20 protein-coding genes are annotated in these 21,472 nt (G+C 68.6%); 8 read left to right on the forward strand and 12 right to left on the reverse strand.

What is annotated here, in order from left to right:
• Positions 1 to 58 precede the first annotated feature (58 nt).
• Positions 59 to 643 carry a TetR/AcrR family transcriptional regulator gene (locus MLGJGCBP_RS28230; protein WP_160099632.1) on the forward strand — a complete coding sequence of 195 codons (585 nt, stop codon included), beginning with the start codon at positions 59 to 61 and terminating at the stop codon, positions 641 to 643.
• Here the strand turns inward: MLGJGCBP_RS28230 and malQ are convergent.
• Positions 640 to 2,751, reverse strand: coding sequence for a 4-alpha-glucanotransferase (malQ, locus tag MLGJGCBP_RS28235; protein WP_160099634.1), 2,112 nt, complete (start codon positions 2,749 to 2,751; stop codon positions 640 to 642). The two genes, MLGJGCBP_RS28230 and malQ, sit on opposite strands and share 4 nt — an antisense overlap.
• A gap of 195 nt (positions 2,752 to 2,946) precedes the next feature.
• On the opposite strand from malQ, the gene MLGJGCBP_RS28240 reads away from it, so the two are divergent.
• Positions 2,947 to 3,594 (forward strand): HemK2/MTQ2 family protein methyltransferase, encoded by a 648-nt coding sequence (locus MLGJGCBP_RS28240; protein ID WP_087557714.1) that lies wholly within the window; start codon positions 2,947 to 2,949, stop codon positions 3,592 to 3,594.
• 53 nt (positions 3,595 to 3,647) lie between these two features.
• Here the strand turns inward: MLGJGCBP_RS28240 and purQ are convergent, their stop codons facing one another.
• Entirely contained in the window at positions 3,648 to 4,325 is a 678-nt protein-coding gene (gene purQ, locus MLGJGCBP_RS28245; RefSeq protein ID WP_087557715.1) for a phosphoribosylformylglycinamidine synthase subunit PurQ, read from the reverse strand.
• Positions 4,322 to 4,561, reverse strand: coding sequence for a phosphoribosylformylglycinamidine synthase subunit PurS (gene purS, locus MLGJGCBP_RS28250; protein ID WP_005244409.1), 240 nt, complete (start codon positions 4,559 to 4,561; stop codon positions 4,322 to 4,324). The genes purQ and purS overlap by 4 nt, the downstream gene beginning before the upstream one ends.
• A gap of 131 nt (positions 4,562 to 4,692) precedes the next feature.
• Between purS and MLGJGCBP_RS28255 the strand changes: the two genes are divergently transcribed.
• Positions 4,693 to 5,340, forward strand: a complete 648-nt coding sequence (locus MLGJGCBP_RS28255; RefSeq protein ID WP_160099636.1) for an MBL fold metallo-hydrolase — start codon at positions 4,693 to 4,695, stop codon at positions 5,338 to 5,340.
• 50 nt (positions 5,341 to 5,390) lie between these two features.
• Here MLGJGCBP_RS28255 and MLGJGCBP_RS28260 read toward each other — a convergent pair whose 3' ends face one another.
• The 3 genes from MLGJGCBP_RS28260 to MLGJGCBP_RS28270 all read right to left on the reverse strand — a co-directional run bounded on the left by MLGJGCBP_RS28260 (position 5,391) and on the right by MLGJGCBP_RS28270 (position 8,155).
• Positions 5,391 to 6,095: a DUF2334 domain-containing protein gene (locus tag MLGJGCBP_RS28260; protein WP_160099638.1), complete on the reverse strand. Its 705-nt coding sequence runs from the start codon at positions 6,093 to 6,095 to the stop codon at positions 5,391 to 5,393.
• Positions 6,096 to 6,193: 98 nt separating this feature from the next.
• Positions 6,194 to 6,688: a glutathione peroxidase gene (locus MLGJGCBP_RS28265; protein WP_087557849.1), complete on the reverse strand. Its 495-nt coding sequence runs from the start codon at positions 6,686 to 6,688 to the stop codon at positions 6,194 to 6,196.
• An 81-nt stretch (positions 6,689 to 6,769) separates the two neighbouring features.
• Positions 6,770 to 8,155 (reverse strand): cation:dicarboxylate symporter family transporter, encoded by a 1,386-nt coding sequence (locus tag MLGJGCBP_RS28270; protein ID WP_087557717.1) that lies wholly within the window; start codon positions 8,153 to 8,155, stop codon positions 6,770 to 6,772.
• A 160-nt stretch (positions 8,156 to 8,315) separates the two neighbouring features.
• Between MLGJGCBP_RS28270 and MLGJGCBP_RS28275 the strand changes: the two genes are divergently transcribed.
• The 3 genes from MLGJGCBP_RS28275 to MLGJGCBP_RS28285 all read left to right on the forward strand — a co-directional run bounded on the left by MLGJGCBP_RS28275 (position 8,316) and on the right by MLGJGCBP_RS28285 (position 10,895).
• Positions 8,316 to 9,881 (forward strand): sensor histidine kinase, encoded by a 1,566-nt coding sequence (locus tag MLGJGCBP_RS28275; protein WP_160099640.1) that lies wholly within the window; start codon positions 8,316 to 8,318, stop codon positions 9,879 to 9,881.
• Positions 9,878 to 10,567, forward strand: a complete 690-nt coding sequence (locus MLGJGCBP_RS28280) for a response regulator (RefSeq protein ID WP_087557719.1) — start codon at positions 9,878 to 9,880, stop codon at positions 10,565 to 10,567. Before MLGJGCBP_RS28275 ends, MLGJGCBP_RS28280 begins: the two co-directional genes overlap by 4 nt.
• Before the next feature lie 148 nt (positions 10,568 to 10,715).
• Positions 10,716 to 10,895: a hypothetical protein gene (locus tag MLGJGCBP_RS28285; protein WP_087557720.1), complete on the forward strand. Its 180-nt coding sequence runs from the start codon at positions 10,716 to 10,718 to the stop codon at positions 10,893 to 10,895.
• Between the two features lie 101 nt (positions 10,896 to 10,996).
• On the opposite strand, the gene MLGJGCBP_RS28290 is transcribed toward MLGJGCBP_RS28285, so the two are convergent.
• On the reverse strand, positions 10,997 to 13,126 hold the full coding sequence (locus MLGJGCBP_RS28290; protein WP_160099642.1) for a S9 family peptidase: 2,130 nt from the start codon (positions 13,124 to 13,126) through the stop codon (positions 10,997 to 10,999).
• 3 nt (positions 13,127 to 13,129) lie between these two features.
• On the reverse strand, positions 13,130 to 14,014 hold the full coding sequence (locus MLGJGCBP_RS28295; protein WP_160099644.1) for a phosphoribosylaminoimidazolesuccinocarboxamide synthase: 885 nt from the start codon (positions 14,012 to 14,014) through the stop codon (positions 13,130 to 13,132).
• Positions 14,015 to 14,177: 163 nt separating this feature from the next.
• Between MLGJGCBP_RS28295 and MLGJGCBP_RS28300 the strand changes: the two genes are divergently transcribed.
• Positions 14,178 to 15,626 carry an MDR family MFS transporter gene (locus MLGJGCBP_RS28300; protein ID WP_160099646.1) on the forward strand — a complete coding sequence of 483 codons (1,449 nt, stop codon included), beginning with the start codon at positions 14,178 to 14,180 and terminating at the stop codon, positions 15,624 to 15,626.
• Positions 15,627 to 15,636: 10 nt separating this feature from the next.
• The gene (locus tag MLGJGCBP_RS28305) at positions 15,637 to 16,671 is read left to right on the forward strand and encodes a D-2-hydroxyacid dehydrogenase (protein ID WP_160099648.1); all 1,035 of its coding nucleotides are present in this window, start codon (positions 15,637 to 15,639) and stop codon (positions 16,669 to 16,671) included.
• Positions 16,672 to 16,695: 24 nt separating this feature from the next.
• On the opposite strand, the gene MLGJGCBP_RS28310 is transcribed toward MLGJGCBP_RS28305, so the two are convergent.
• The 4 genes from MLGJGCBP_RS28310 to MLGJGCBP_RS28325 all read right to left on the reverse strand — a co-directional run bounded on the left by MLGJGCBP_RS28310 (position 16,696) and on the right by MLGJGCBP_RS28325 (position 21,426).
• Entirely contained in the window at positions 16,696 to 18,039 is a 1,344-nt protein-coding gene (locus tag MLGJGCBP_RS28310) for a diacylglycerol/lipid kinase family protein (protein ID WP_160099650.1), read from the reverse strand.
• 224 nt (positions 18,040 to 18,263) lie between these two features.
• Positions 18,264 to 19,691 carry an amidase family protein gene (locus tag MLGJGCBP_RS28315; RefSeq protein WP_160099652.1) on the reverse strand — a complete coding sequence of 476 codons (1,428 nt, stop codon included), beginning with the start codon at positions 19,689 to 19,691 and terminating at the stop codon, positions 18,264 to 18,266.
• Positions 19,688 to 21,160: a sodium:solute symporter family protein gene (locus tag MLGJGCBP_RS28320; RefSeq protein WP_160099654.1), complete on the reverse strand. Its 1,473-nt coding sequence runs from the start codon at positions 21,158 to 21,160 to the stop codon at positions 19,688 to 19,690. Before MLGJGCBP_RS28320 ends, MLGJGCBP_RS28315 begins: the two co-directional genes overlap by 4 nt.
• Positions 21,157 to 21,426: a hypothetical protein gene (locus tag MLGJGCBP_RS28325; protein ID WP_160099656.1), complete on the reverse strand. Its 270-nt coding sequence runs from the start codon at positions 21,424 to 21,426 to the stop codon at positions 21,157 to 21,159. The genes MLGJGCBP_RS28320 and MLGJGCBP_RS28325 overlap by 4 nt, the downstream gene beginning before the upstream one ends.
• Positions 21,427 to 21,472 lie beyond the last annotated feature (46 nt).

Raw genomic sequence — 21,472 nt, forward strand, 5'->3', positions numbered from 1 at the left:
TTACACTGGGACGCAGCCGAGTCAAGATGATACGTCTCGTCTGATCTAGGATCCGGTCATGCCGTCCGCCGACAATCCCCGCCGATCCGAACGGTCCCGCGCCGCAATCCTGCAGGCCACGCAGGAGCTGATCCGCGAACAGCCCTACGCGAAGATCAGCATCGAGGGCATCGCCGCGCGCGCGAAGGTCGGGAAGCAGACCATCTACCGCTGGTGGCGGTCCAAGGGCGCACTCGTCGTGGACGCCCTGCACGAACAGAACGCGGCCGGGGAGGCCCTGGCGCTGCCCGACACGGGTGACCTCGCGGCCGACATGAGACTCGTGCTGCGCGCGACCGTCGACGAGTTCACGTCCCCCGATTTCGAACCGCTGTTCCGGGCGCTGTCCATCGAATCGCTGCAGGACCCGGCCCTGCGCGAACAGATCGTCGAACGGATCTACCGGCCGCAGTTCGAGTTCGTCGCCACGCGGCTCCGCTCGGCGCAGGACGCCGGGCAGGTGCGGTCCGACGTCGACCTCGCGCTGGCCTTCGAGTTGTTCATGGCACCGATGTTCTACCGCTGGCAGTCCGGAGCCCATCCCCTCACCCACGAGCACGCGGACGCCGTCGTCGACCTGGCGATGCGCGCCCTCGCGCCCTAGGTGCGGGTTGCGTCCTCGACGAACCCGAAATCGCCGTGCGCGAGGTCCTCGACGTGGACGACGCGCCCGGACGCGTCGGCGAGGGGGATCTTCCAGTTCGGATACTGGGTCTCGTCGGTGCCCGGCTGATTCTGGATGCGGTACTCCCCCACCAGGTCGGCGAGCGCGACACCCGACAGCAGCGACGGACTCCGGGCGATCAGCCGGTACAGCGCCTTCACCGTGTCGGGGATCGACGCGTCGTCCGCCAGCAACCCGCGGTCGCGTGCCAGTTGCAGGACGGCCTCGCGCTGCTGCGCGTCGTGTTCCTTCTCCAGTTCGAGGTCGCGTTCGAGGAGCCCGAGCCGTGACCGCAATTCGATGTGCTCGCCGGCGAGGTACCCGGCGGTCGGCGGAAGATCGTGCGTGGTCACCGATGTCAGGCACAGCGTCCGGTACTTCTCGGGGGGCGTCGGCCGCTCGCCGTCGTGCTCGAACCACAGGATCGAGGTCCCGAGGATGCCGCGCTCGGCGAGGTAGTCCTGCACCGCGGGTTCGAAGACCCCGAGGTCCTCGCCGATCACCACGGCGCCCGCCCGCTCCGCCTCGAGCGCGAGGATCCCGATGAGCGCCTCGTGGTCGTACGTGACATACGTTCCGTCGGCGGGCGTCTGCGCGTCGGCGGGGATCCACCACAGCCGGAACAGCCCCAGAATGTGGTCGACCCGCAGGCCGCCCGCGTGCTTCAGGACGGTGCGCAGCATGTCGCGGTACGGGGCGTACCCCAGTTCCGCCAGCCGATCGGGCCGCCACGGCGGCTGATTCCACTGCTGGCCCTGCTGATTGAAGTCGTCGGGAGGAGCGCCGACGGTAATGCCCTCTGCCAGAGCCGTTCCCAGCGACCACGCGTCCGCACCCCCGCGCTGCACCCCGACGGCCAGATCGTGCACGATCCCGATGTCCATGCCCGCCGCGCGGGCCGCGGCCTGTGCGCCGGAAAGCTGTTCGTCGCACACCCATTGCAGCCACGAGTAGAACTCGACCCGCGGCGCGAGCTTGCGCCGCTGCGCCTGCACCCAGTCGCTGTCCGGCGCGTGCGCCTTCGTCCGCCAGCGGGGGTCGCCGGGCGGCAGTTTCTCGGCGAGTGCGCACCAGGTCGCGAAGTCCCGCAGCCCGTCACCCTCCACGCGGCAGAACTCCTCGAACGCGTGCTGCCTGCTCGGGCTGCGCTCGACCCGGAAGACACGTTCGAGCACCCGGAGTTTGGCCCGGTACGACGGGTTGCGGGCTATCCGGTCGGACCGGTCGTTCGCCCGCGCGAATCGCGCTGCGGCGTCGCGCATCCGCCCATGACGTCGCGTCGACAGGTACGCCGTCTCCGGGATGTCCTCGACGCGGATGTACAGCGGGTTGACGTAGCGGCGGGTGGTCGGCAGGTACGGCGACGCCTCGATCGGGGGCCGGGGCTGCGCCGCATGCAGCGGATTGACGAGAACGTAGTCGGCGCCGTGGACGGAACCGAAGATCGACGCGAGATCCGCGAGGTCGCCGAAATCGCCCACACCCCAGGAACGACGCGACCGGATCGAGTACAACTGCGTGAGCACACCCCAGCGCCTGCGGTCGCGCAGCGCGTCGGACGTGGACAACCGCGCCGGTGTCACGACCAGCGTGCACGAGGAGGAGGTGCCCGCAGTGGAGGCCCGGACCGTGTGCCATCCGCACGGAACCTCGGTGGGCACGGCGAACGTCGCGCGCCCCACCAGAACACCGTCGACCTCCCGCGGATCGACCCACACCTGGAGTTGGCGGGCCCGGACGGTCCCGCCCGACTCCGTGTCGATGGTGACGTCCACGTTCTCGCCGTGCGGGACGTGGACCACGAAACGGGTCTCGGATCCGTCCGTTCCGACGACGACGGGCGGCAGCATCCGCCGCCACGGCGCCACCTCGCACTCGGACAGGGCGCGCCGCACCTCGTCCTCCGTTGCGGCGGGGACGTCGAGCGCCGCGAGGACGCTGCGGAGCGTCTCGTCACCCACGTCGTGACGCTGCTTGTCCCAACCCTGATACGACGTCGCCACCCCGTGCCGGGCCGCGAGATCACGCAACTGCTCGGTGTACGTCACCCGTCGATCGTGCCAGTTCGCCTCGGGTTCCGCGCGTCTTCCGGACCCCCGCCGCGGCCGTCGGACCCGACTGCGTGATTGGCGCGACGGCGAGTGGGGTAACTGTTCGGTAATCAGACGCACGGCGTCCACGGTGAGCGCCCAGTGGCACTCGGTTGGTATACGCCGATGCGCCCGGCAACCGAGGAGTCTTCGATGCTGCTACGCCTTCCCGGAGTCTATCGCCCGCAACACGATACGCAGTTGCTGGCCGGTGTCCTGGCGGCGGAGCCACTCGGTCCCCACTCCCGGGTACTCGATCTGTGTGCGGGGACCGGTGCGCTGAGCGTGGCCGCCGCGGCCGCCGGTGCGGGCCGGGTGACCGCGGTGGACGTGTCGAGGCGGGCGGCGATCAGCATCCGGCTCAATGCGCTCGCCCGTGGGCACCGGATCCGGGTGATCCACGGAGACCTCACCGAACACGTCCGCGACGACCGGTTCGACCTCGTCGTGTCCAACCCGCCGTATGTCCCGGCACCCGTCGACACGGTGCCCGACCGCGGTCCGGCGCGCGCCTGGGACGCGGGAAAGAACGGACGCGCCCTGCTCGACCGGATCTGCCTCCAGGCCCCCGACCTTCTCGTCGACGGCGGGGTTCTGCTGCTTGCGCAGTCCGGCCTGAGCGGCGTCGAGAAGACGCTGACGATGCTCGAGGAGCAGAACATGACGGTCGACGTCGCCGCGACGGCCGAGATCCCGTTCGGACCCGTCCTCGTCGAACGGCGCGAGATGCTCGAGCGTCGAGGGCTCATCGAGGCCGGTCAGACCGTCGAGGAAATCGTGGTGATCCGCGCCGTCAAATAGGCGCGGCCTGGCGGCGCCGTGCGTGGCCGAGGGCCCGCACGGCGCCGATCGGATCAGGCGGAGATGACGCTGTCGAGCACGGAATAGAACATGCCGAGTCCGTCGTCGCTGGGCCCGGTGAGGGCCTCGGTGGCGTGCTCGGGGTGTGGCATGAGACCCACCACGCGGCCGTTGGCCGAGGAGATGCCTGCGATGCCGCGCTGCGAACCGTTCGGGTTGTCGCCGACGTAGCGGAACACCACGCGGCCCTCACCCTCGAGTTCGTCGAGGACGTTCGCCGAAGCCTGGTAGCGGCCCTCGCCGGACTTGAGCGGGACGAGGATCTCGGCACCCGTCTCGTAGCGGGACGTCCACGCCGTCGACGTGGCCTCGACCTTCAGCCACTCGTCGCGGCAGATGAAGTGCAGGCCCTCGTTGCGGGTGAGCGCGCCGGGCAGCAGGCCCGCTTCGCACAGAACCTGGAAGCCGTTGCAGATACCGAGGACGGGCATGCCACCCTGCGCGGCCTGCACGACCTTGCCCATGACGGGCGCGAACCGCGCGATGGCGCCGCACCGCAGGTAGTCGCCGTAGGAGAAGCCACCGGGGACGATGACGGCGTCGACACCCTTGAGGTCGGCGTCGCCGTGCCACAGACTCACGGCCTCGCCGCCGGCAAGGGTCACGGCGCGGGCGGCGTCGACGTCGTCGAGGGTGCCGGGGAAAGTGATGACTCCGACGCGGGCGCTCATGCTTCGACGCGCCTCACGGTCCAGTCCTCGATCACCGTGTTGGCCAGCAGGGCCTCGGCGATCTTCTCGAGCTGAGCGTCGTCGACACTGCCGTCGACCTCCAGCTCGAACCGCTTGCCCTGACGGACATCGGAAACTCCAGCGAAGCCGAGCCGCGGCAGCGCTCCGACAATGGCCTGCCCCTGAGGGTCGAGAATCTCGGCCTTGGGCATGACTTCGACGACGACACGGGCCACGTGCTGCTCCTTGTAGTAGTGCGCGAGCCCAGAGTGGAACACCGGGCACCCGGAAGTTTACCGGGCTACCTGCCTGCGGTTCGCATCGGACGAACGGGACGAGCCATGCATGCAGGCGCATACTCGAATTCATGCGACTGACTCACTTCGGCCACAGCTGCGTCCTCGTCGAGTTGAACGGTTCCACCATCCTCTTCGATCCGGGCAACTTCTCGCACGGGTTCGAGGGCATCACCGGACTGGACGCGATCCTGGTCACCCACCAGCACCCCGACCACGTCGACCAGCAACGACTGCCCGCCCTCGTCGAGGCGAACCCCGGCGCGGCGCTGTACTCCGACCCGCAGACCGCGGCGCAACTCGGCGGCGCATGGAAGGGGGTGCACGCCGGCGACGAGTTCGACATCGGCGACGTGCACGTCACCGGCACCGGCGGGACACACGCGGTGATCCACCCCGACATCCCGGTGATCGACAACACGGCGTTCCTCCTCGGCGACGCCACCAACCCGGCCCGGCTGATGCACCCCGGCGACTCCCTGTTCGTCCCCGAGCAGAAGGTCGACGTGCTGGCCCTGCCCGCCGCGGCGCCGTGGCTGAAGATCTCCGAGGCCATCGACTACCTGCGGGCCGTCGCACCGCGGGTCGCGGTGCCCATCCACCAGGCGATCATCGCGAACGAGGCCACCGGCATCTTCTACGGCCGCTACACGGACATGGCACCCGAGGGCACCGAGTTCCGCACGATGCCGAGCGAGTCCAGCGTCGAGGTGGCCTGACGGCCCCGTGAGTACTTGTTAACCGCCGGCGGTTAAGAAGTACTCACGGGTCAGGCGGCACCGATCTGCGAAATCCGCCGCTCCCAGCGGTACACGTCGGGCCGTGCGTCGTGGAAGAGTGCGAGGTCGACGGCGTCGAGCATCGCCTGCCGCGGACCCGACGTGCCCAGTTGCTTCGCGGTGACGGCGAGGCGCACCACGCCCCCGCGTTTGGCGGTGCGGCCGGAGCCGAGGACGAGGGCCCGGCACCACCACGGTTCGGCGCGGAATCCCTCCCCGATCCCCAGTACCCGCGACCGCACCGACGTCCCGCGGTCGAGGTCGTGGACGGCGGTCATCGCGGCCAGCAGCCGGAACCCGGCGGACGGCAGTGCCGCGACCGCGCCTTGCGACGCCAGCCAGCGGGGCGGGGCGAACAGCCGGGTGCGCAGCCCCGTCTGCTCCATCACCCGGTCGGCCGCGAGCAGTCGCAGCCGCGCCTCGTGCTCGGGCAGCGCGGCGAACTCGGCCCGACGGCGCTTGGTGGCGGCCTGGTCGTATCCGTGCAGGACGACGGCGTCGCCGCGGGATCGGCGCGCGCGGAGCCAGTCCTGCGTCGCGGGGTCGTTGACCAGTCGATACTTGTCTTTCAGGCGTGGGGCGACGAGCAGCGACAGCGGCACGCCGCGCGCATCCATCTCCTCGGCGAACGCGGCCGCGAAGTCGCGCGTCTCGTCTTTGATCCCCGACACCGACACGATCAGCTGTCCGGTCATGGGGCCCAGCGTGACAGGTGAACGTGAACACAGGGCAAAGCTCGTGCGCCTTTCCGGTAGTGGGAGCTACCGGAAAGGCGCACGAGCGGCGGAGCCGCCTACCTCGGCAGGACGGCCTCGATGGCCTCGACGACCTCGGGGGCGTCGGGTTCGGTGCGGGGACGGAACCGCTTGACGACGGTGCCGTCGGGTGCGACGAGGAACTTTTCGAAGTTCCACTGGATGTCGCCGGCGGCGCCTTCGGCGTCGGTGGCCTTGGTCAGTTCCTCGTAGAGCGGGTGCCGGTTGTCACCGTTCACCTCGATCTTCTCGAGCAGCGGGAACGTGACGCCGTAGGTGGTGGAGCAGAATGTTTCAATTTCTTCGGCGGTGCCGGGCTCTTGGCCCATGAACTGGTTGCACGGGACGCCGATCACGGTCAGGCCGCGGTCGGCGTAGTCGGTGGCGAGCTTCTCGAGGCCCTTGTACTGCGGGGTGAGTCCACACTTCGAGGCGACGTTCACCACGAGGACGGCGCGGCCGTCGTATTCGCCGAGGGACGTCGGTGTGCCGCCGAGTGTGTTGATGCCGATGTTCTGAACAGGTGTCGTCATGCGCACCAACGTAGCCAACAAACGTCTGTGCGCCCAGGCTTCGAATCGCCTGGGCGCACAGAGGTTTCCTTCGGAGGGGTGTCAGCTCTTCACGAGCACCTTCTGCTCGTCGCCTGCGGGGCTCTCGGTGACCTGCTCTTCGGCGACGTCGCCGTGGTCGTCGTCGACCATCGTGGACTCGTCGAACGGGAGCTTGCCGTCGAGGACGGTGCGGACACGCTCGTTGTCGATCGTGTTGGTCCAGGAACCGACGAGCAGGGTGGCGACGGCGTTTCCGGAGAAGTTCGTGACCGCGCGGGCCTCGGACATGAACCGGTCGATACCGACGATGAGGCCGACGCCGTCGAGCAGTTCGGGACGGTGGCTCTGCAGGCCGCCCGCGAGGGTGGCGAGCCCGGCGCCGCTGACTCCGGCAGCACCCTTGGACGCGATGATCATGAACACCAGCAGCGACAGCTGCTCGGGGAAGGACAGCGGCTGGCCCATTGCGTCGGCGATGAAGATCGAGGCCATGGTCAGGTAGATCGCCGTGCCGTCGAGGTTGAAGGAGTAGCCGGTGGGGACGACGACACCGACGGTGGTGCGCTCGACGCCGATGTGCTCCATCTTGGCGATCAGGCGGGGCAGGGCCGACTCGGACGAGGAGGTCGCAAAGATCAGCAGGTACTCGCGGGCCAGGTACCGGACCAGCTTGAAGATCGAGACGCCTGCGACGACGCGGAGCACGGATCCGAGGACACCGAACACGAAGATCAGGCAGGTCAGATAGAAGCCGAGCATGAGCGTGGCGAGCTGGACGACGGCGCCGAGACCGGTCTGGCCGACGACGTTCGCGATGGCGCCGAACGCACCGATCGGGGCGAGCCACAGGATCATCGACAGGATCTTGAAGACGAGCTTCTGGACGGAGCCGACTGCGCGCAGGATCGGTTCACCCTGCTTGCCGAGTGCCTGCAGTCCGAAGCCGACGAGCAGAGCGACGAACAGGGTCTGCAGCACGCTTCCCTCGGTCAGCGCCGACATCAGCGACGTGGGGATGATCGACTGGAGGAAGTCCATGGTGCCACCGGCGCCGTGGGCCTTCTCGGCGAGCGCCGCGCCGGTGCTCGCGGTGTCGGCGCTGATGTTCAGGCCGGTCCCCGGGTCGAGCAGGTTGCCCACGACCAGTCCGATGCCGAGGGCGACGGTCGACATCCCGATGAAGTAGGTGAGGGCGAGTCCGCCGACCTTGCCGACCTTCGCGGCTGCCTTCACCGACCCGATGCCGAGCACGATCGTGCAGAAGATGACCGGGCTGATCATCATCTTGATCAGGTCGACGAACATCGTGCCGAGCACGCCGAGCGACTTGCCGACTCCCGGAGCCAGCCACCCGACGAGGATGCCCGCGACGACGGCGACGATGACCCCCATGTACAACCAGTGGGTCCGGTCGCGTTTCTTCGTCTTCCCTGTCGCAGTACTCATGGGATTGTCCTCCAATTCGAGTGGCAAGCTGATCGGTGAGGCCGGCTAGTGACCGCGATCACGTCTTGGAAGAATCTTCTAAGCGATCGCTTGGCTGGTGAAGTTTGTGTTCATTACGTTCAGGAGAAATGCATTGCCTCACCATCCGCCGAGACGGCACATGAGCGTCGCGAGGCAGCTCTTTCTCCTGCAGCTCGTGGTGTTGGTGCTGGTCATCGCCGCCGGGACGGCGCTGGCCATCGTCGACCAGCGTCGCGACAGCGACGAGACCACCCGACGGGCCGTCACCGCCGTCGCCACGACGCTCGCGCTGTCGGACGGCACCGTGGAGGCGTTGCGCTCCCCCGACCCGACGGCCGTGCTCCAGCCGCAGACCGAGCGGATCCGCGCCGCGACGGGCACCGATTTCATCGTCGTGATGACCCCCGCCGGCATCCGCTTCACCCACACCAACCCGGAGCTGATCGGCGGCGTGTTCTCCGGGAACATCGCGCGCGCGCTCCGCGGGGAGACGTTCACGGAGACGTACGCCGGTTCGCTGGGACCGTCGATCCGGGCGGTGACACCGGTGTACGACGGCGACCGGATCGCGGGCCTGGTGTCCGTCGGCGTCACCCGGGCGAAGATCGGCGACCAGTTCGCCGCGAGCCTGCCGACGATCTTCGCGGTCGCCGCGATCGGCCTGGCGGTGTCGGCGGCCGGCTCGTTCCTGCTGAGCAGGCGCCTGCGCCGTCAGACGCTGGGGATGGCGCCGGACGAACTGCGGCAGATGTACGAGCATCACGACGCCGTCCTGCACTCGATCGGCGAGGGTCTGGTGGTCCTGGGCCGCGACAGCGGTGACACGGCGCGGGCCGAGGTGGTCAACGACGAGGCGCGCCGGCTCCTCGGCCTCCCGGAGGGCCCCGTCCCGGTGGCCGCGCTGCCGGAGTCGCTGCGGCAGTCCCAGGAGGGCGACTCCCGCGACGAGGTGCACGTGACCGCGGACCGCGTGCTGCTCGTCAGCCGGGAACCCGTGACGTGGGAGGGGCAGCGGCTCGGCACCGTGCTGACCCTGCGTGATCGCACCGAATTGCAAAGCATCATGGGCGAACTCGACTCCGTCCGCGGTTTCGCGGAATCGCTGCGGTCGCAGGCCCATGAATCGGCGAACCGCCTGCACACGATCATCACGATGGTCGAACTGGGCCGGTACGACGATGCCATCGCGTTCGCCACCGAGGATCTGCGGTTGTCACAGGAGTTGATCGACCGCCTGATGGCGGCGGTGCACGAACCGGCCCTGGCCGCACTGCTGCTCGGCAAGGTCGGGGTGGCCGCAGAACGTGGAGTCGACCTTACCGTCACCGAGGACACCGCCCTCGGGCCCGTGGCGCCGCTCAGCGCGCGTGAACTCGTCACGCTGGTGGGTAATCTCGTGGACAATGCGATCGACGCCGCCCGCGGCGCTACAGAGTCCCCCGGAGAGGAGGCGTGGGTGGAAGTGACGGTCTGTCAGGAGGATTCGACGATGGTGGTGCGGGTGGCCGACAGCGGGCCCGGCATTCCCGCCGACGAACTCGACAAGGCGGTCACGCGCGGCTACTCCACCAAGTCGGGTCAGCGCGGGCTCGGGCTGGCACTGGTCGCCCAGGTGGTGGCCCGGCACGGCGGGACGATCCGCACGGAGCCGTCGCTCGGATCGATGATCGTCGTCGAGATCCCGATCGAGGGGGCCGCCTCGTGATCCGTGTGATGATCGTCGAGGACGAACCGCTCATCGCCGAGGCTCATCGCGCGTATGTGGAACGCGTTCCGGGCTTTTCGGTCCACACCGTCGTCCACGACGGCAGCGGGGCCATGCGCGCGGTCGCCGCCGCGAACGCCGGCGACGACCCCATCGATCTGGTGCTGCTCGACATCGGCCTGCCGGACGCGAGCGGACTCGACGTGGCCGCGGCGTTGAGCGGCGTGCGACCGAGTCCCGACGTGATCGCCGTGACCTCGGCCCGCGACCTCGAGATGGTCCGCACCGCGGTGGCGCGCGGCATCGCGCTGTATCTCCTGAAGCCGTTCACGTTCGCGGCGTTCCGCGACAAACTGGAGCGGTACCGGGAATTCCGCGACGCCCTGCCTGCCGGAAGCAATGCGCTGAGTCAGCACGACATCGACCGGGCGATGTCTGCCCTGCGCACCTCCGACGAGCGCGCGGCGTCCCCGAAAGGCGTTGCACCCCAGACCCTCGACCACGTCGCCGCCTGCGTCCGGGAGGCGGCCGGACCGCTGACGGCGGCCGAGGTGGCGGCAGGCATCGGGGTCTCCCGGGTCACGGCCTGGCGGTATCTCGAACGTCTCGCCGACGACGGTGTGCTCACCCGGCACACCGAGTACGGCCGGGCGGGGCGCCCGCAGATCCGGTACGCACTGCGCTGATCCCGTAACGAAGCCGACCCCCGTATCGAACCCGATAACTGTTGCCAAGACGATCGGTTCTCGCGAGAGGTTGTGACCTGCATCACATCGGTGGACGATTGAGGGGAGTCACCTCCGGCTCGTAGCCACTCAGTCAAGGACCGTCACAATGTCTAGCAGAATTGCCACCACACTCGCCGCGATCGCAATGACCCTGTCACTCGGCGCCCTCGCTGCCCCCGCAGCGATCGCCGCACCCGCCGCACCGTCACCGACACCGGCAGTCGGTTCCATCGCGGTCTGCCTCAACCTGCCTCTGGGTTCGGCCAGTATCAGCTTCTGCATCTGAGTGCGGCGAGACGGAAAGTGGCCTGACAAGCCGACTTCCGCCTCGCCCGCCGACACGAACCGCACGCCGGGATCGGACCCCCGGCGCGGGTGACGCGGTACCTAGTTGCCGATCGTGTCGAGCACCCAGGCGAATTCGAACGCTACTTCTTTCCACTTCTCGTAGCGTCCGCTGACGCCGCCGTGCCCGGCGCTCATCTCCGTCTTGAGGAGAAGTGGCGAGTCACCGGTCTTGGTGGCCCGCAGTTTGGCGACCCACTTCGCCGGTTCGACATACAGCACCCTGGTGTCGTTGATGCTGGTGATCGCCAGGATCGCCGGGTAGTCCTTGGCCTCGACGTTCTCGTACGGACTGTACGAGCGCATGTATTCGTAGACCTCGGGGTTCTCCAGCGGGTTGCCCCACTCGTCCCATTCGATGACCGTCAGCGGCAGCGAGGGGTCGAGGATCGACGTCAGCGGGTCCACGAAGGGCACGTTGGCGAGGATGCCGGCGAACAGTTCGGGGGCCAGGTTGGCCACCGCACCCATCAGCAGGCCGCCCGCGCTGCCGCCGTCGGCGACCAACTGCTGCGGTGTGGTGCGGCCGGTGTCGATCAAATGCCGTGCGCTCGAGACGAAATCGGTGAAGGTGTTCTTCTTCGTGAGCGTCTTGCCGGTCTCGTACCAGTGCCTGCCCATCTCGCCGCCGCCGCGCACGTGCGCGACCACGAACACCACGCCGCGGTCGAGCAGCGACAGCCGGGCGACCGAGAACGCGGGGTCCATGCTGGCCTCGTACGAGCCGTACCCGTAGAGGAGGGTGGGGGCGGGCGCCTCGGTGCCGTCCGTCTTGCGCCGGACGATCGAGAGCGGGATGCGCGTCCCGTCGTCGGCGACCGCCCAGTCGCGTTGCTGCTCGTAGTTGTCTGCGTCGAAGTCGCCGAGCACGGGTTGCGACTTGCGCAGCGCGAGTTCACCCGTCGACAGCACGTAGTCGAACACCTGGCCGGGCGTGATGAACGACGTGAACGCCATCCGCAGTGTCGGCTGCCGCCATTCCGGGTTGGCGCCGAGTCCGACGCTGAACAGTTCCTCGTCGAATTCGATCTCCGTGAACTCGCCGTAGCCGTTCTCGCCGAGCGGCCAGACGGCGAGCCGGGTCAACGCCTCCCGGCGGTACCCGAGCACCAGGTGATCGGCGAACGCGTCGACCTCCTCCAACCGCACGTCGGAGCGGTGCGGAATGAGGATGGTCAGCGACGTCGGGTCGGACACCGGCGCCTCGGCGAGCACGAAGTTCTCGGCCTTCTCACCGTCGACGACGTCGTTGTGCATGATCAGGAAGCGGTCTTCGCCGGCGACGACGGCGTGTTCGACGCCGTACTCGACGCCCTCGCGCCGCGGCAGCACCACCCGGAACTCGCCCTCGGGATTCTCCGATTCGAGCACCCAGCCTTCGCTGGTGATCTTCGACCCCACCCAGATCATGAGGTACTTCTCGCTCCGGGTGGACCCGACCGACACCCAGAACCGCTCGTCGGGTTCGTGGAACACCGTGACGTCCTGCGCGCGGTCGGTGCCGAGCTTGTGCCGCCACACCGTGTCGGGACGCCAGGAGTCGTCGACGGTGAGATAGAAGACGTGGCTGTGGTCGATCGCCCAGGTGACGCCGGGGGCGGTGTCGGGGATCTCGTCGGGCAGCAGTTCCCCGGTCTCGAGGTTCTTGAACCGCAGCGTGTAGCGCTCGTCGCCGACCACGTCGACCGAGTACGCGAGGAGCGTGCCGTCGTGGCTGAGGGAGAAGGCGCCGACGGAGAAGAAGTCGTGACCCTCGGCCTCGGCGTTGCCGTCGAGCAGAACCTGCTCACCGGGCAGTTCGACACCCGGGGTCAGCTCCGGCGGGGTCCAGTCGTCGGCGCCCGCGATCGGGGCCCGGCACTGGACGCCGTACTGCTTGCCCTCGATGGTGCGGGCGTAATACCACCAGTCGCCCATGCGAGTGGGAACCGACATGTCGGTTTCCTGCGTGCGGGACTTGATCTCCTGGAAGATCTGGTCGCGGAGCGGCGCGAGATGCGCGGTCTGCTGCTCGGTGTACGCGTTCTCGGACTCGAGGTACGCGACGACCTCGGCGTCTTCCTTGGCGCGCAGCCACTCGTACTCGTCGACGAACGTGTGTCCGTGGTGGACACGTTCGGTGGCGACCTTCTTCGCGACCGGCGGGGTGAGCTTTGCGCCTTCGGTGGTCATGGTTCAGCCCACCCAGTCCGCGAACGACAGACCCGAGATCCGCTCGTACGCCTCGATGTACCGCGCGCGGGTCGCCTCCACGATCTCCGCGGGCAGTGGCGGCGGCGGGGTGTCGGATGCCCGGTCCCAGCCCGATTCGGGACTGGTGAGCCAGTTGCGGACGAACTGCTTGTCGAAGCTCGGCTGCACCTTCCCGGCCTCGTAGCCGTCGGCGGGCCAGTACCGCGACGAGTCTGGGGTGAGGACCTCGTCGGCGAGAACCAGGTTGTTCTGCGCGTCCAGTCCGAATTCGAGTTTGGTGTCGGCGAGGATGATGCCCCGGTCCGCGGCGAAGTTGGATGCCCGGCCGTAGACGTCGAGGGTGTCGTCGCGCAGTTTCACGGCCAGATCCTGACCGACCTTCTCGACGACGGCCTCGAAGCTGATGTTCTCGTCGTGCTCGCCGAGTTCGGCCTTGCTGGCGGGCGTGAAGATCGGGTCGGGAAGCTGACTCGCCTCCACCAGACCCTCGGGCAGGGCGACTCCGCAGACCGAGCCGGTCTCGTTGTAGTCGATCAGCCCCGATCCGGTGAGGTAGCCGCGGGCGACGCACTCGACGGGGACCATGTTCAGCTTCCGGACCACCAGCGCGCGGCCGAGGACCTCTTCGGGGATCCGGCTGTCGTCGGCTTCGCCGGCCAGGTGGTTGTTGCCGCCGAGGACGCCGAAGAAGAAGACGCTCATCGCGGTGAGCACCCGCCCCTTGTCCGGGATCGGGGTGCTGAGGACGTGGTCGTAGGCGGAGATCCGGTCGCTCGCGACCAACAGGAGGTGCTCGTCGTCGATCGTGTAGAGGTCGCGGACCTTGCCACCGGCCAGATGGGCGTATGAATCGAGTGAGGGGCGCACGGTGATCCAGCCTATCGGTCGGGCACCGACCTCCGGCCGCTGACCTTCGAGCTGGGGAGACGCGTAGCCGCCCCACGGGCGCGGCCGCGGAACACATCGCCGCCCGGTGTCGTTACCGTTGTTCAGGAACTCTTGTGAGCGCGGTAACGGGAAAGGGTGGCTAATGGCGACGGACACGGCCCAGGTGGACGTCGGATTCCGTTCGGAACGCGGACCGATTCTCGTGTCGCTGATGCTCACGACGTCGCTGGTCGCGCTCGACGCGACCATCATCTCCACCGCGGTGTTCACCATCGTCGGGGATCTCGGCGGGTTCACGCAGTTCCCGTGGCTGTTCTCGATCTACCTGCTCACCCAGGCCGTGTCGGTGCCGATCTACGGCAAACTGGCCGACATTTTCGGCCGGAAACCGGTGATGCTCCTCGGCATCGCCCTGTTCGGTATCGGCTCGGTGCTGTGCGGGATCGCATGGAGCATGCCCGCGCTCATCGCGTTCCGCGCCGTGCAGGGACTCGGCGCCGGAGCCGTTCAGCCGATGAGCATGACCATCGCCGGCGACATCTACACCCTCGCCGAACGCGCCAAGGCCCAGGGCTACCTGGCCAGTGTCTGGGGGATGTCGGCGGTGGTCGGCCCGACCCTCGGCGGCCTGTTCTCCGAGTACCTGTCGTGGCGGTGGATCTTCTTCGTCAACATTCCGCTGTGCCTGCTCGCGGCCGTGATGCTGATCCGCAACTTCGACGAGAAACGGGTGCGTACCCGGCGGTCCATCGACTACGCAGGCGCCGGAATCCTGGCCGTCGGGGCGACGCTGCTCATCCTGGGACTCCTCGAGGGTGGGCAGGCCTGGGCGTGGAGTTCACCGATCAGCCTCGGCATCTTCGCCGCGGGATTCGTATTCCTCATCGTCTTCGTCCTCGTGGAACGACGCGCCGCCGAACCGGTGCTGCCGCTGTGGGTGTTCACCCGCAGGGTGCTCGCGGCGAGCAGTCTCGCCTCCCTGCTGGTCGGGGCCATCGTCCTCGGCCTGACCACCTACGTCCCCACGTTCACCCAGGGCGTGCTCGGGACGGGTGCGCTCGTGGCCGGGTTCGCGCTTGCCACCCTGACCATCGGCTGGCCGATCGCCGCGTCGCAGTCCGGTCGGGTGTACCTGCGCTTCGGCTTCCGCGTCACGGCCATCGCGGGCAGCCTGCTGGTCGTCGCGGGCACCGCACTCACCCTGACCCTGTCCATCGAGTCGGCGGTGTGGCAGGTGGCGATCTGCTGCTTCGTCATCGGCGGCGGCATGGGTCTCGTCGCGAGCCCCACCCTCATCGCCGCGCAGTCGAGCGTCGACTGGTCCGAGCGCGGCGTCGTCACGTCGACCAACATGTTCGCCCGGTCCATCGGCAGCGCCGTGGGCGTCGCCCTGTTCGGCGCGCTCGTCAACGCGCGACTCGGCGGCGACGACAACCCCGCGCCGGCCGAACTGGCCGGGGCCCTGCACCTGGTGTTCGTTGCCGCTGTCGGCGCGGCCGTCGTCCTCGTTCTCGCCGCGGCGGCGATGCCGAAATCCGCCACCGCACCGGAGGCCGAGCCGAGCACAGCGACGTCCGACCGTCAGCACTGAAGGAGACACCGTGCCCGACCCGTGCGTCGACGTGCTCGTCGCGTCGTATCTCGAGCAGGACCTCATCGACAGGATCGCAGGCAGCGACCCGCGGATCCGGGTGTCGTACGCCCCCGAACTGCTCCCCCGGCCGCGGTGGCACAGCGATCACGTCGGGGTGCCGCGCGAGCTGACGGCCGGCGAGCACGACCGGTGGACGTCGATGCTGCAGACCGCCGACATCATGTTCGATTTCGACTGGCGCCACCCCGAACGCACCCTCGAACAGTCGCCGAATCTGCAATGGATTCAAGCGACGTCCGCGGGCGCCGGACAGCTGATCGAGAGGTTCGGGCTGTCGCAGGCCCCGCTGACGGTGACGACCGCCGCGGGCGTCCACGCCGACCCGTTGGCCGAGTTCGCGCTCGCAGGCATCCTCCACTTCGCGCGCGGACTGCCCCGGCTCATCGCGGACCGGCGCGACCGGACGTGGCGCAAACAGGAGACGACCGAACTCGCGGGACGGCACGCGCTGATCGTGGGCGCAGGCAAGATCGGCTCGCGCACAGCGGAACTGCTCCGCTGCTTCTCCGTCACCGCCACCGGCGTCGCCCGCACCCCGCGACCCGCCGGCGGCCCCTTCGACGTCATGACCACCACCGACCGGATCGCCGAGCACCTGCCCACCGCCGACATTCTCGTCATCTCCTGCGCCCTCACCGAACACACGCGGGCCCTGATCGGACGCCGCGAACTCGCCGCCCTCCCCGACGGCGCATTGGTCGTCAACCTCGGGCGGGGGCCGATCATCGACGAAGACGCTCTCACGGAAGCACTGTCGGCGGGGCGCCTGGGCGGGGCGGTCCTGGACGTCACGTCCACCGAACCGCTGCGGGAGGACTCGCCGCTGTGGACGGCCGACAACGTCATCCTCAGCCCGCACAGCGCATCCAACGTGCCGTCGGAGAACGGGAAGATCGTCGATCTGTTCGTCGAGAATCTCGGACGCTACCTGTCGGGTGACGCCGCCCTGATCAACGAATTCGACTTCGACGCGGGTTACTGACGGCCGCCGCCGACCGGTACCGCGTCACGCAGAACCCGAGCCTCCGAATGCCAGTCGGCGGAGCCGGACCCAGTCCACCGGCCGGGTCGGCGGGCGGACACCGGGACGGTTGCGTGGGACCCGGACCCGCAGCGCCCCGGGAGTGACGGTGCACCGGACGGGTGTCGGGATCACGAGGGCTTCGCCGTCGATCCCGGCGGGAATCGAGGGCCCGTCTGCGTCGATGACGACCTCTCGGCCGGAATGCTGGATCAGCCCCTCCTGGCGGGCACGACGAAGCAGAGCCACGGCCTGCCGGGTGCTGCTCACCGAGATCGCCACCACGCCGAGGGTGCCGCGGTCGAGTCGCGGCCTGCGTCCGAGACCGGCCAGATCGTGGATCTCGTACGGCCCGTTGCTCACCAGCACGGCCTGGGGTCCCTCCACCGTCCTGTCGCCGAAACGAGCGAGCAGACGTGCCCCGCGCTGCCCCTCGATCAGGTCGGGGAGCATCCGCAGGGTCGTGCCGGTCTTGTCGTCCCGGTAGGCGGGGCTCTGCACCACCTCGGCGTAGGCGCCGAAGGACGCGTTGTTGACGAAGGTCCGTTCGCCGACCTTGCCGAGGTCGATGCGCAGTTCGATTCCGTCCGTCAGCGCGTCGAGGCAGCGAGACGGATCCTCGAGGTCCAGTCCGAGATCCAACGCGAAGTGGTTGCGGGTGCCCGCACTGACCACCAGGAACGGCAGATCGTGCTCGGCGGCGATACCGGCGACCAACGCCTGCGTGCCGTCGCCGCCTGCCACGCCGAGCAGGTCGGCGCCGCGTGCCACGGCGTCCCTGGCCAGCGCTTGGACGTCGACCGTCCCCGGTCCTTCGAGCAGGGCCACCTCGGCACCGAGTGCCTCGGCCCGTTTCTTCAGGTCGAACTTCCCGACCTTCCCGCCACCCGAATGCGGATTCATCACCAGGAAGGCACGTTTCGGCGGGACGGCCGGATGCTCGGGCATCACCCAGTCCGAGCGATCCCGGCCGAGGGCGGCGCGGGCGCAGAAGACGGCGAGTGCGGCGAGCGCCACGGCGAGCAGCACCACCCACAGCAGACGGGCGCTGACGAGAAGCCAGAGCACGACGATCGGCGTCAGAATCAGCACGACCAGTGATATCCAGCGGACCGCGCCCCGGCTAGTGAGGAACCAGAACAACGCCGCGACCTCCACCACCGCAGCACCGACGGCCACGATCAGCAGCGTCAGGGTGTGCAACCCGGCGAACACCAGGAGCACGGCGACCGAGGCGAAGATCGCCAGGAAGGCGGCCCGGGCCAGCCAACGTCGGCGCCCGCTCGCAGGATCCGAAGATTCTGCCGAGTCCCTCTCGTGGAGTGCCATTGCCACCACCTCGCCATTTCCGGGGCGTCCCTCCTCAGTATCCATCACGAGTGCGGATCGCGGACGCGTAGTGCTGAATACCGACCTACCGAGCAGCGGCCCGTCCCGGATCGGCAGTTTGCACGCGGATCAGCCAGATACTGACGCAATTGCGGGTGCATCCGACAATTCGGTGGGCAAACATCGGAGGGCACGTCGGCCGGGTCGCCGCCTGCGCCCTTGAGCTAGACCCGCGCGGACCCGTCGAGCAGGTGCGGGCGAACGGCTCCGACCGGGTTGAGCTGCTCGTAGGCCCGGGCCACGTCGAGCAGGAACAGGTCGTTGCCCGGGGCGGCGACGATCTGCACGCCGACCGGCAGACCCTCGGCGCTGAACCCGGCGGGGACCGAGATCGCGGGGCACCCGAGCACCGTCACGGTCAGTGCCGACGTCATCCAGTCGAGGTAGTCGTCGCAGCGGCGGCCGTCGACCGCTGCCGGGTACTCGAGTTCGGCGTCGAACGGCAGCACCTGGGACACGGGCATCACCAGGACGTCGTGGCGGGAGAAGAATTCGACGGCGCGAGCCTGAATCTCCGCCTGCGCCACCATGGCTTTCGCGATGTCGTCGGCGGAGAGCCGGTCGGCCTGCCGGATGTTGTCGAGCAGCGACGGCTTCAACATGTCGGGGGTGGCGTCCGCCTGCGCACCGAGGTCGATCTTGAACCGCCACGCCCGCAGGGTGCGGAACACCCACTCGGCGTCGGGAATCGACGGTGCGTCCTCGGCCACCACCGCACCCGCGGCGGCGAAGATCGACGATTGACGGTCGTGGATCTCGCGGACCGGCGCATCCAGCGGGAAGAGGCCGTTCAGATCCGCGGACACCGCGACCCGCAGACCCTGCAAGCCGGCGACACCCAGCCGGGGCGCGAGAGCATCCGCGCTGAGCGAACTGCGGATCCGCGCGTCGGGTCCGGAGATCACCGACAGCAGCAGTTCCAGGTCGTCGACGTTGCTGGCCATCGGCCCCTGCGTCACCAGTGCGTCCCACGGCGCGCTGTTGGGCCAGCACGGCACGCGGCCCGGTGTGGGGCGCAATCCGACGATGTTGCAGAACGACGCCGGGTTGCGCAGCGACCCGCCCATGTCGCTGCCGTCGGCGAGCGGAATCAGTCCCGCGCCCAGTGCGGCTGCGGCGCCGCCGCTCGAGCCGCCCGCACTCCTGGTGGGGTCGTACGGGTTGGTGGTGGTCCCGAAGACGGGGTTGAACGTGTGCGATCCGGCGGCGAACTCGGGAACGTTGGTCTTGCCGATCGTGACGGCGCCGGCCGCGGTGACGCGTTCGGCGATCAGCTCGCTGGTCTCGGCCACGTTGTCGATGAGCAGCGGCGAACCGGCGACCGTGGGGAAGCCGGCGACGTCGTGAGTGTCCTTGAACGCGAACGGCAGTCCGTGCAGCGGACCCACCGCGTCGCCGGCGGCCGTCTGCGCGTCGGCGGCGGCGGCAGTGGCGTGCGCACGGTCCAGGTCGAGGCTGACGAGCGCGTTGACCGTCGGATTCACGTGCGCGATCCGGTCCGTGTGCAGGGCGAGCAGTTCGCGGGCCGAGATGTCCTTGCTGCGGAGTGCGGTGAGCATTTCGCGCGCGGTCGAGTAGTGGTCGATGGTCATTTCGAGGTCTCCAGGATCGGGGCGGTGGCCGGACGGTCTTCCGACGGCGCGGGGGTCGGGGTGCGGGGACGTGCGACGCGGACCAGGGTCTCGACCGCGGCGATCACCGCGAGGTTGAGGACCAGGCCGCAGATGCCCGCGTCGATGTTGGCGAGGTTCAGGTCGAAGACGGTCATGACGATGACGGTGAGCATTCCCACGAGCAGACCGGCGAACACGGATTGCTTTGCGAGCAACGGCTTCTCGGGCAGTGCGAGCGCCAGGCCGGGGGCGAGTTGGCTGAGACCGCCGAACGTGAGCAGCAGCAGGTTGGCCAGCAGGTCGGGACGGGTCAGGCCGAGCACCAGAGCCACGGTGGCAGCGGCGAACACGACGAGGTGGTTGAACCGGAGTTTCGTGCGCTCGCTCTCGATCTTCACCAGGTTGTGCGACGCCAGGGTGGAGATGCCGATGCAGATGGCGCCGGCGGGCAGCATCGCAGCAGAGGCTGCCGCGATCGCGATCAGTCCGAGCGCCCAGTTCGGCAGCGCTCCCCCGGCCAGCGTGAGCAGGACGGCATTGCTGCTGGTGTTCGGGTTCAGAGCGAGGATCCCGACGAAACCCAGCATGATCGGGAGGATCATGACCACCTGGTACATCGGCAGAAAAGTGTTGTTGGAGCGGATCACTCGACCGTTCTTCGCGGCGAGCAGCGGCGGCCACAGGTGCGGGGTGGTGAGGAAGCCGCAGCCGATCGCGGAGATCAGCAGGCTGGTGGTCCACCAGACCTTGTCGTAGTCGCCGGGGTTCACGGTCAGCATTTCGCTGTGGGTCTGCGCGATCTGGCCGAACACGTCGCCGATGCCACCGGCGAAGTGCAGCGGGATCACGATGGACAGCACCACGACAGCGAGAAGGATCAGGACGTCCTTGACGTAGGCGGTGCGCGCCAGACCGTGGATGCCCGCCCACAGCACGAACCCGACGACGAGGACGGTCGCGACGATCATGCTGAGCGTGCCCGAACTCGCGCTGCCCGTGACGAGCCGGACGATGAGGCCGAGGCCGGTGATCTGCAACTGCAGGTACGGCAGCAGGAAGATGATGCCGCACAACGCGACCAGCCGGCCGAGGAGCGGGCTGCGGTAGCGGTCGGCGAAGAAGTCGGCCTGGGTGATGTAGCCGCGATCCTTGCTGAGCTTCCAGATCCGCGGCCCGATGAAGTACAGGGCCAGGTAGCCGAGCGGGATGTACGGGATCGCGTAGGTGGCGCCGATGCCCGCGGTGAACGCGATACCGGCGACGCCGAGGAACGTGAACGTGGTGAATGATTCACCGGCCTGCAGGAAGAAACTGGTGACCACACCGAAGTTCCGTTTGCCGACCGTCCACTCGCTCAGGCTCTGAGCGCGTTTGCGGTGTCCGCCGACGGCGATCACGGCGAGACCGATCATGCCTGCCAGGGTGATCCACAGAGCAGAGTTCGTCATCGGAGGCTCGCTTCCTCGAGGCGGAGGCCGTCCTCGAACGGCCGGACGAGGCCGAACTCCACGACCGCCAGCGCGGGCAGCAGCAGGAGCACCCACGCCGAGCACCAGACGAGCAGCCGGGGCATGCCCAGCCACAGATCGGCCGTGTTCACAAACGGCAGCCACACGGCGGTGACGAGTGCGAGCACCGGGGCGACCGGGACGAGCAGCAGCCAGCGGCGCTGCGGCGAATCCTCGATCGCCCCGAGAATGGCGTCTCGTTGCATGCTGTTCCTTCTTCCATCCAGGGGAGTAGAGGAAGCATGCGTGGTG

Origin of the sequence: Rhodococcus sp. T7 (assembly GCF_009872365.1) — a bacterium.
Taxonomy (GTDB): domain Bacteria; phylum Actinomycetota; class Actinomycetes; order Mycobacteriales; family Mycobacteriaceae; genus Rhodococcus_F.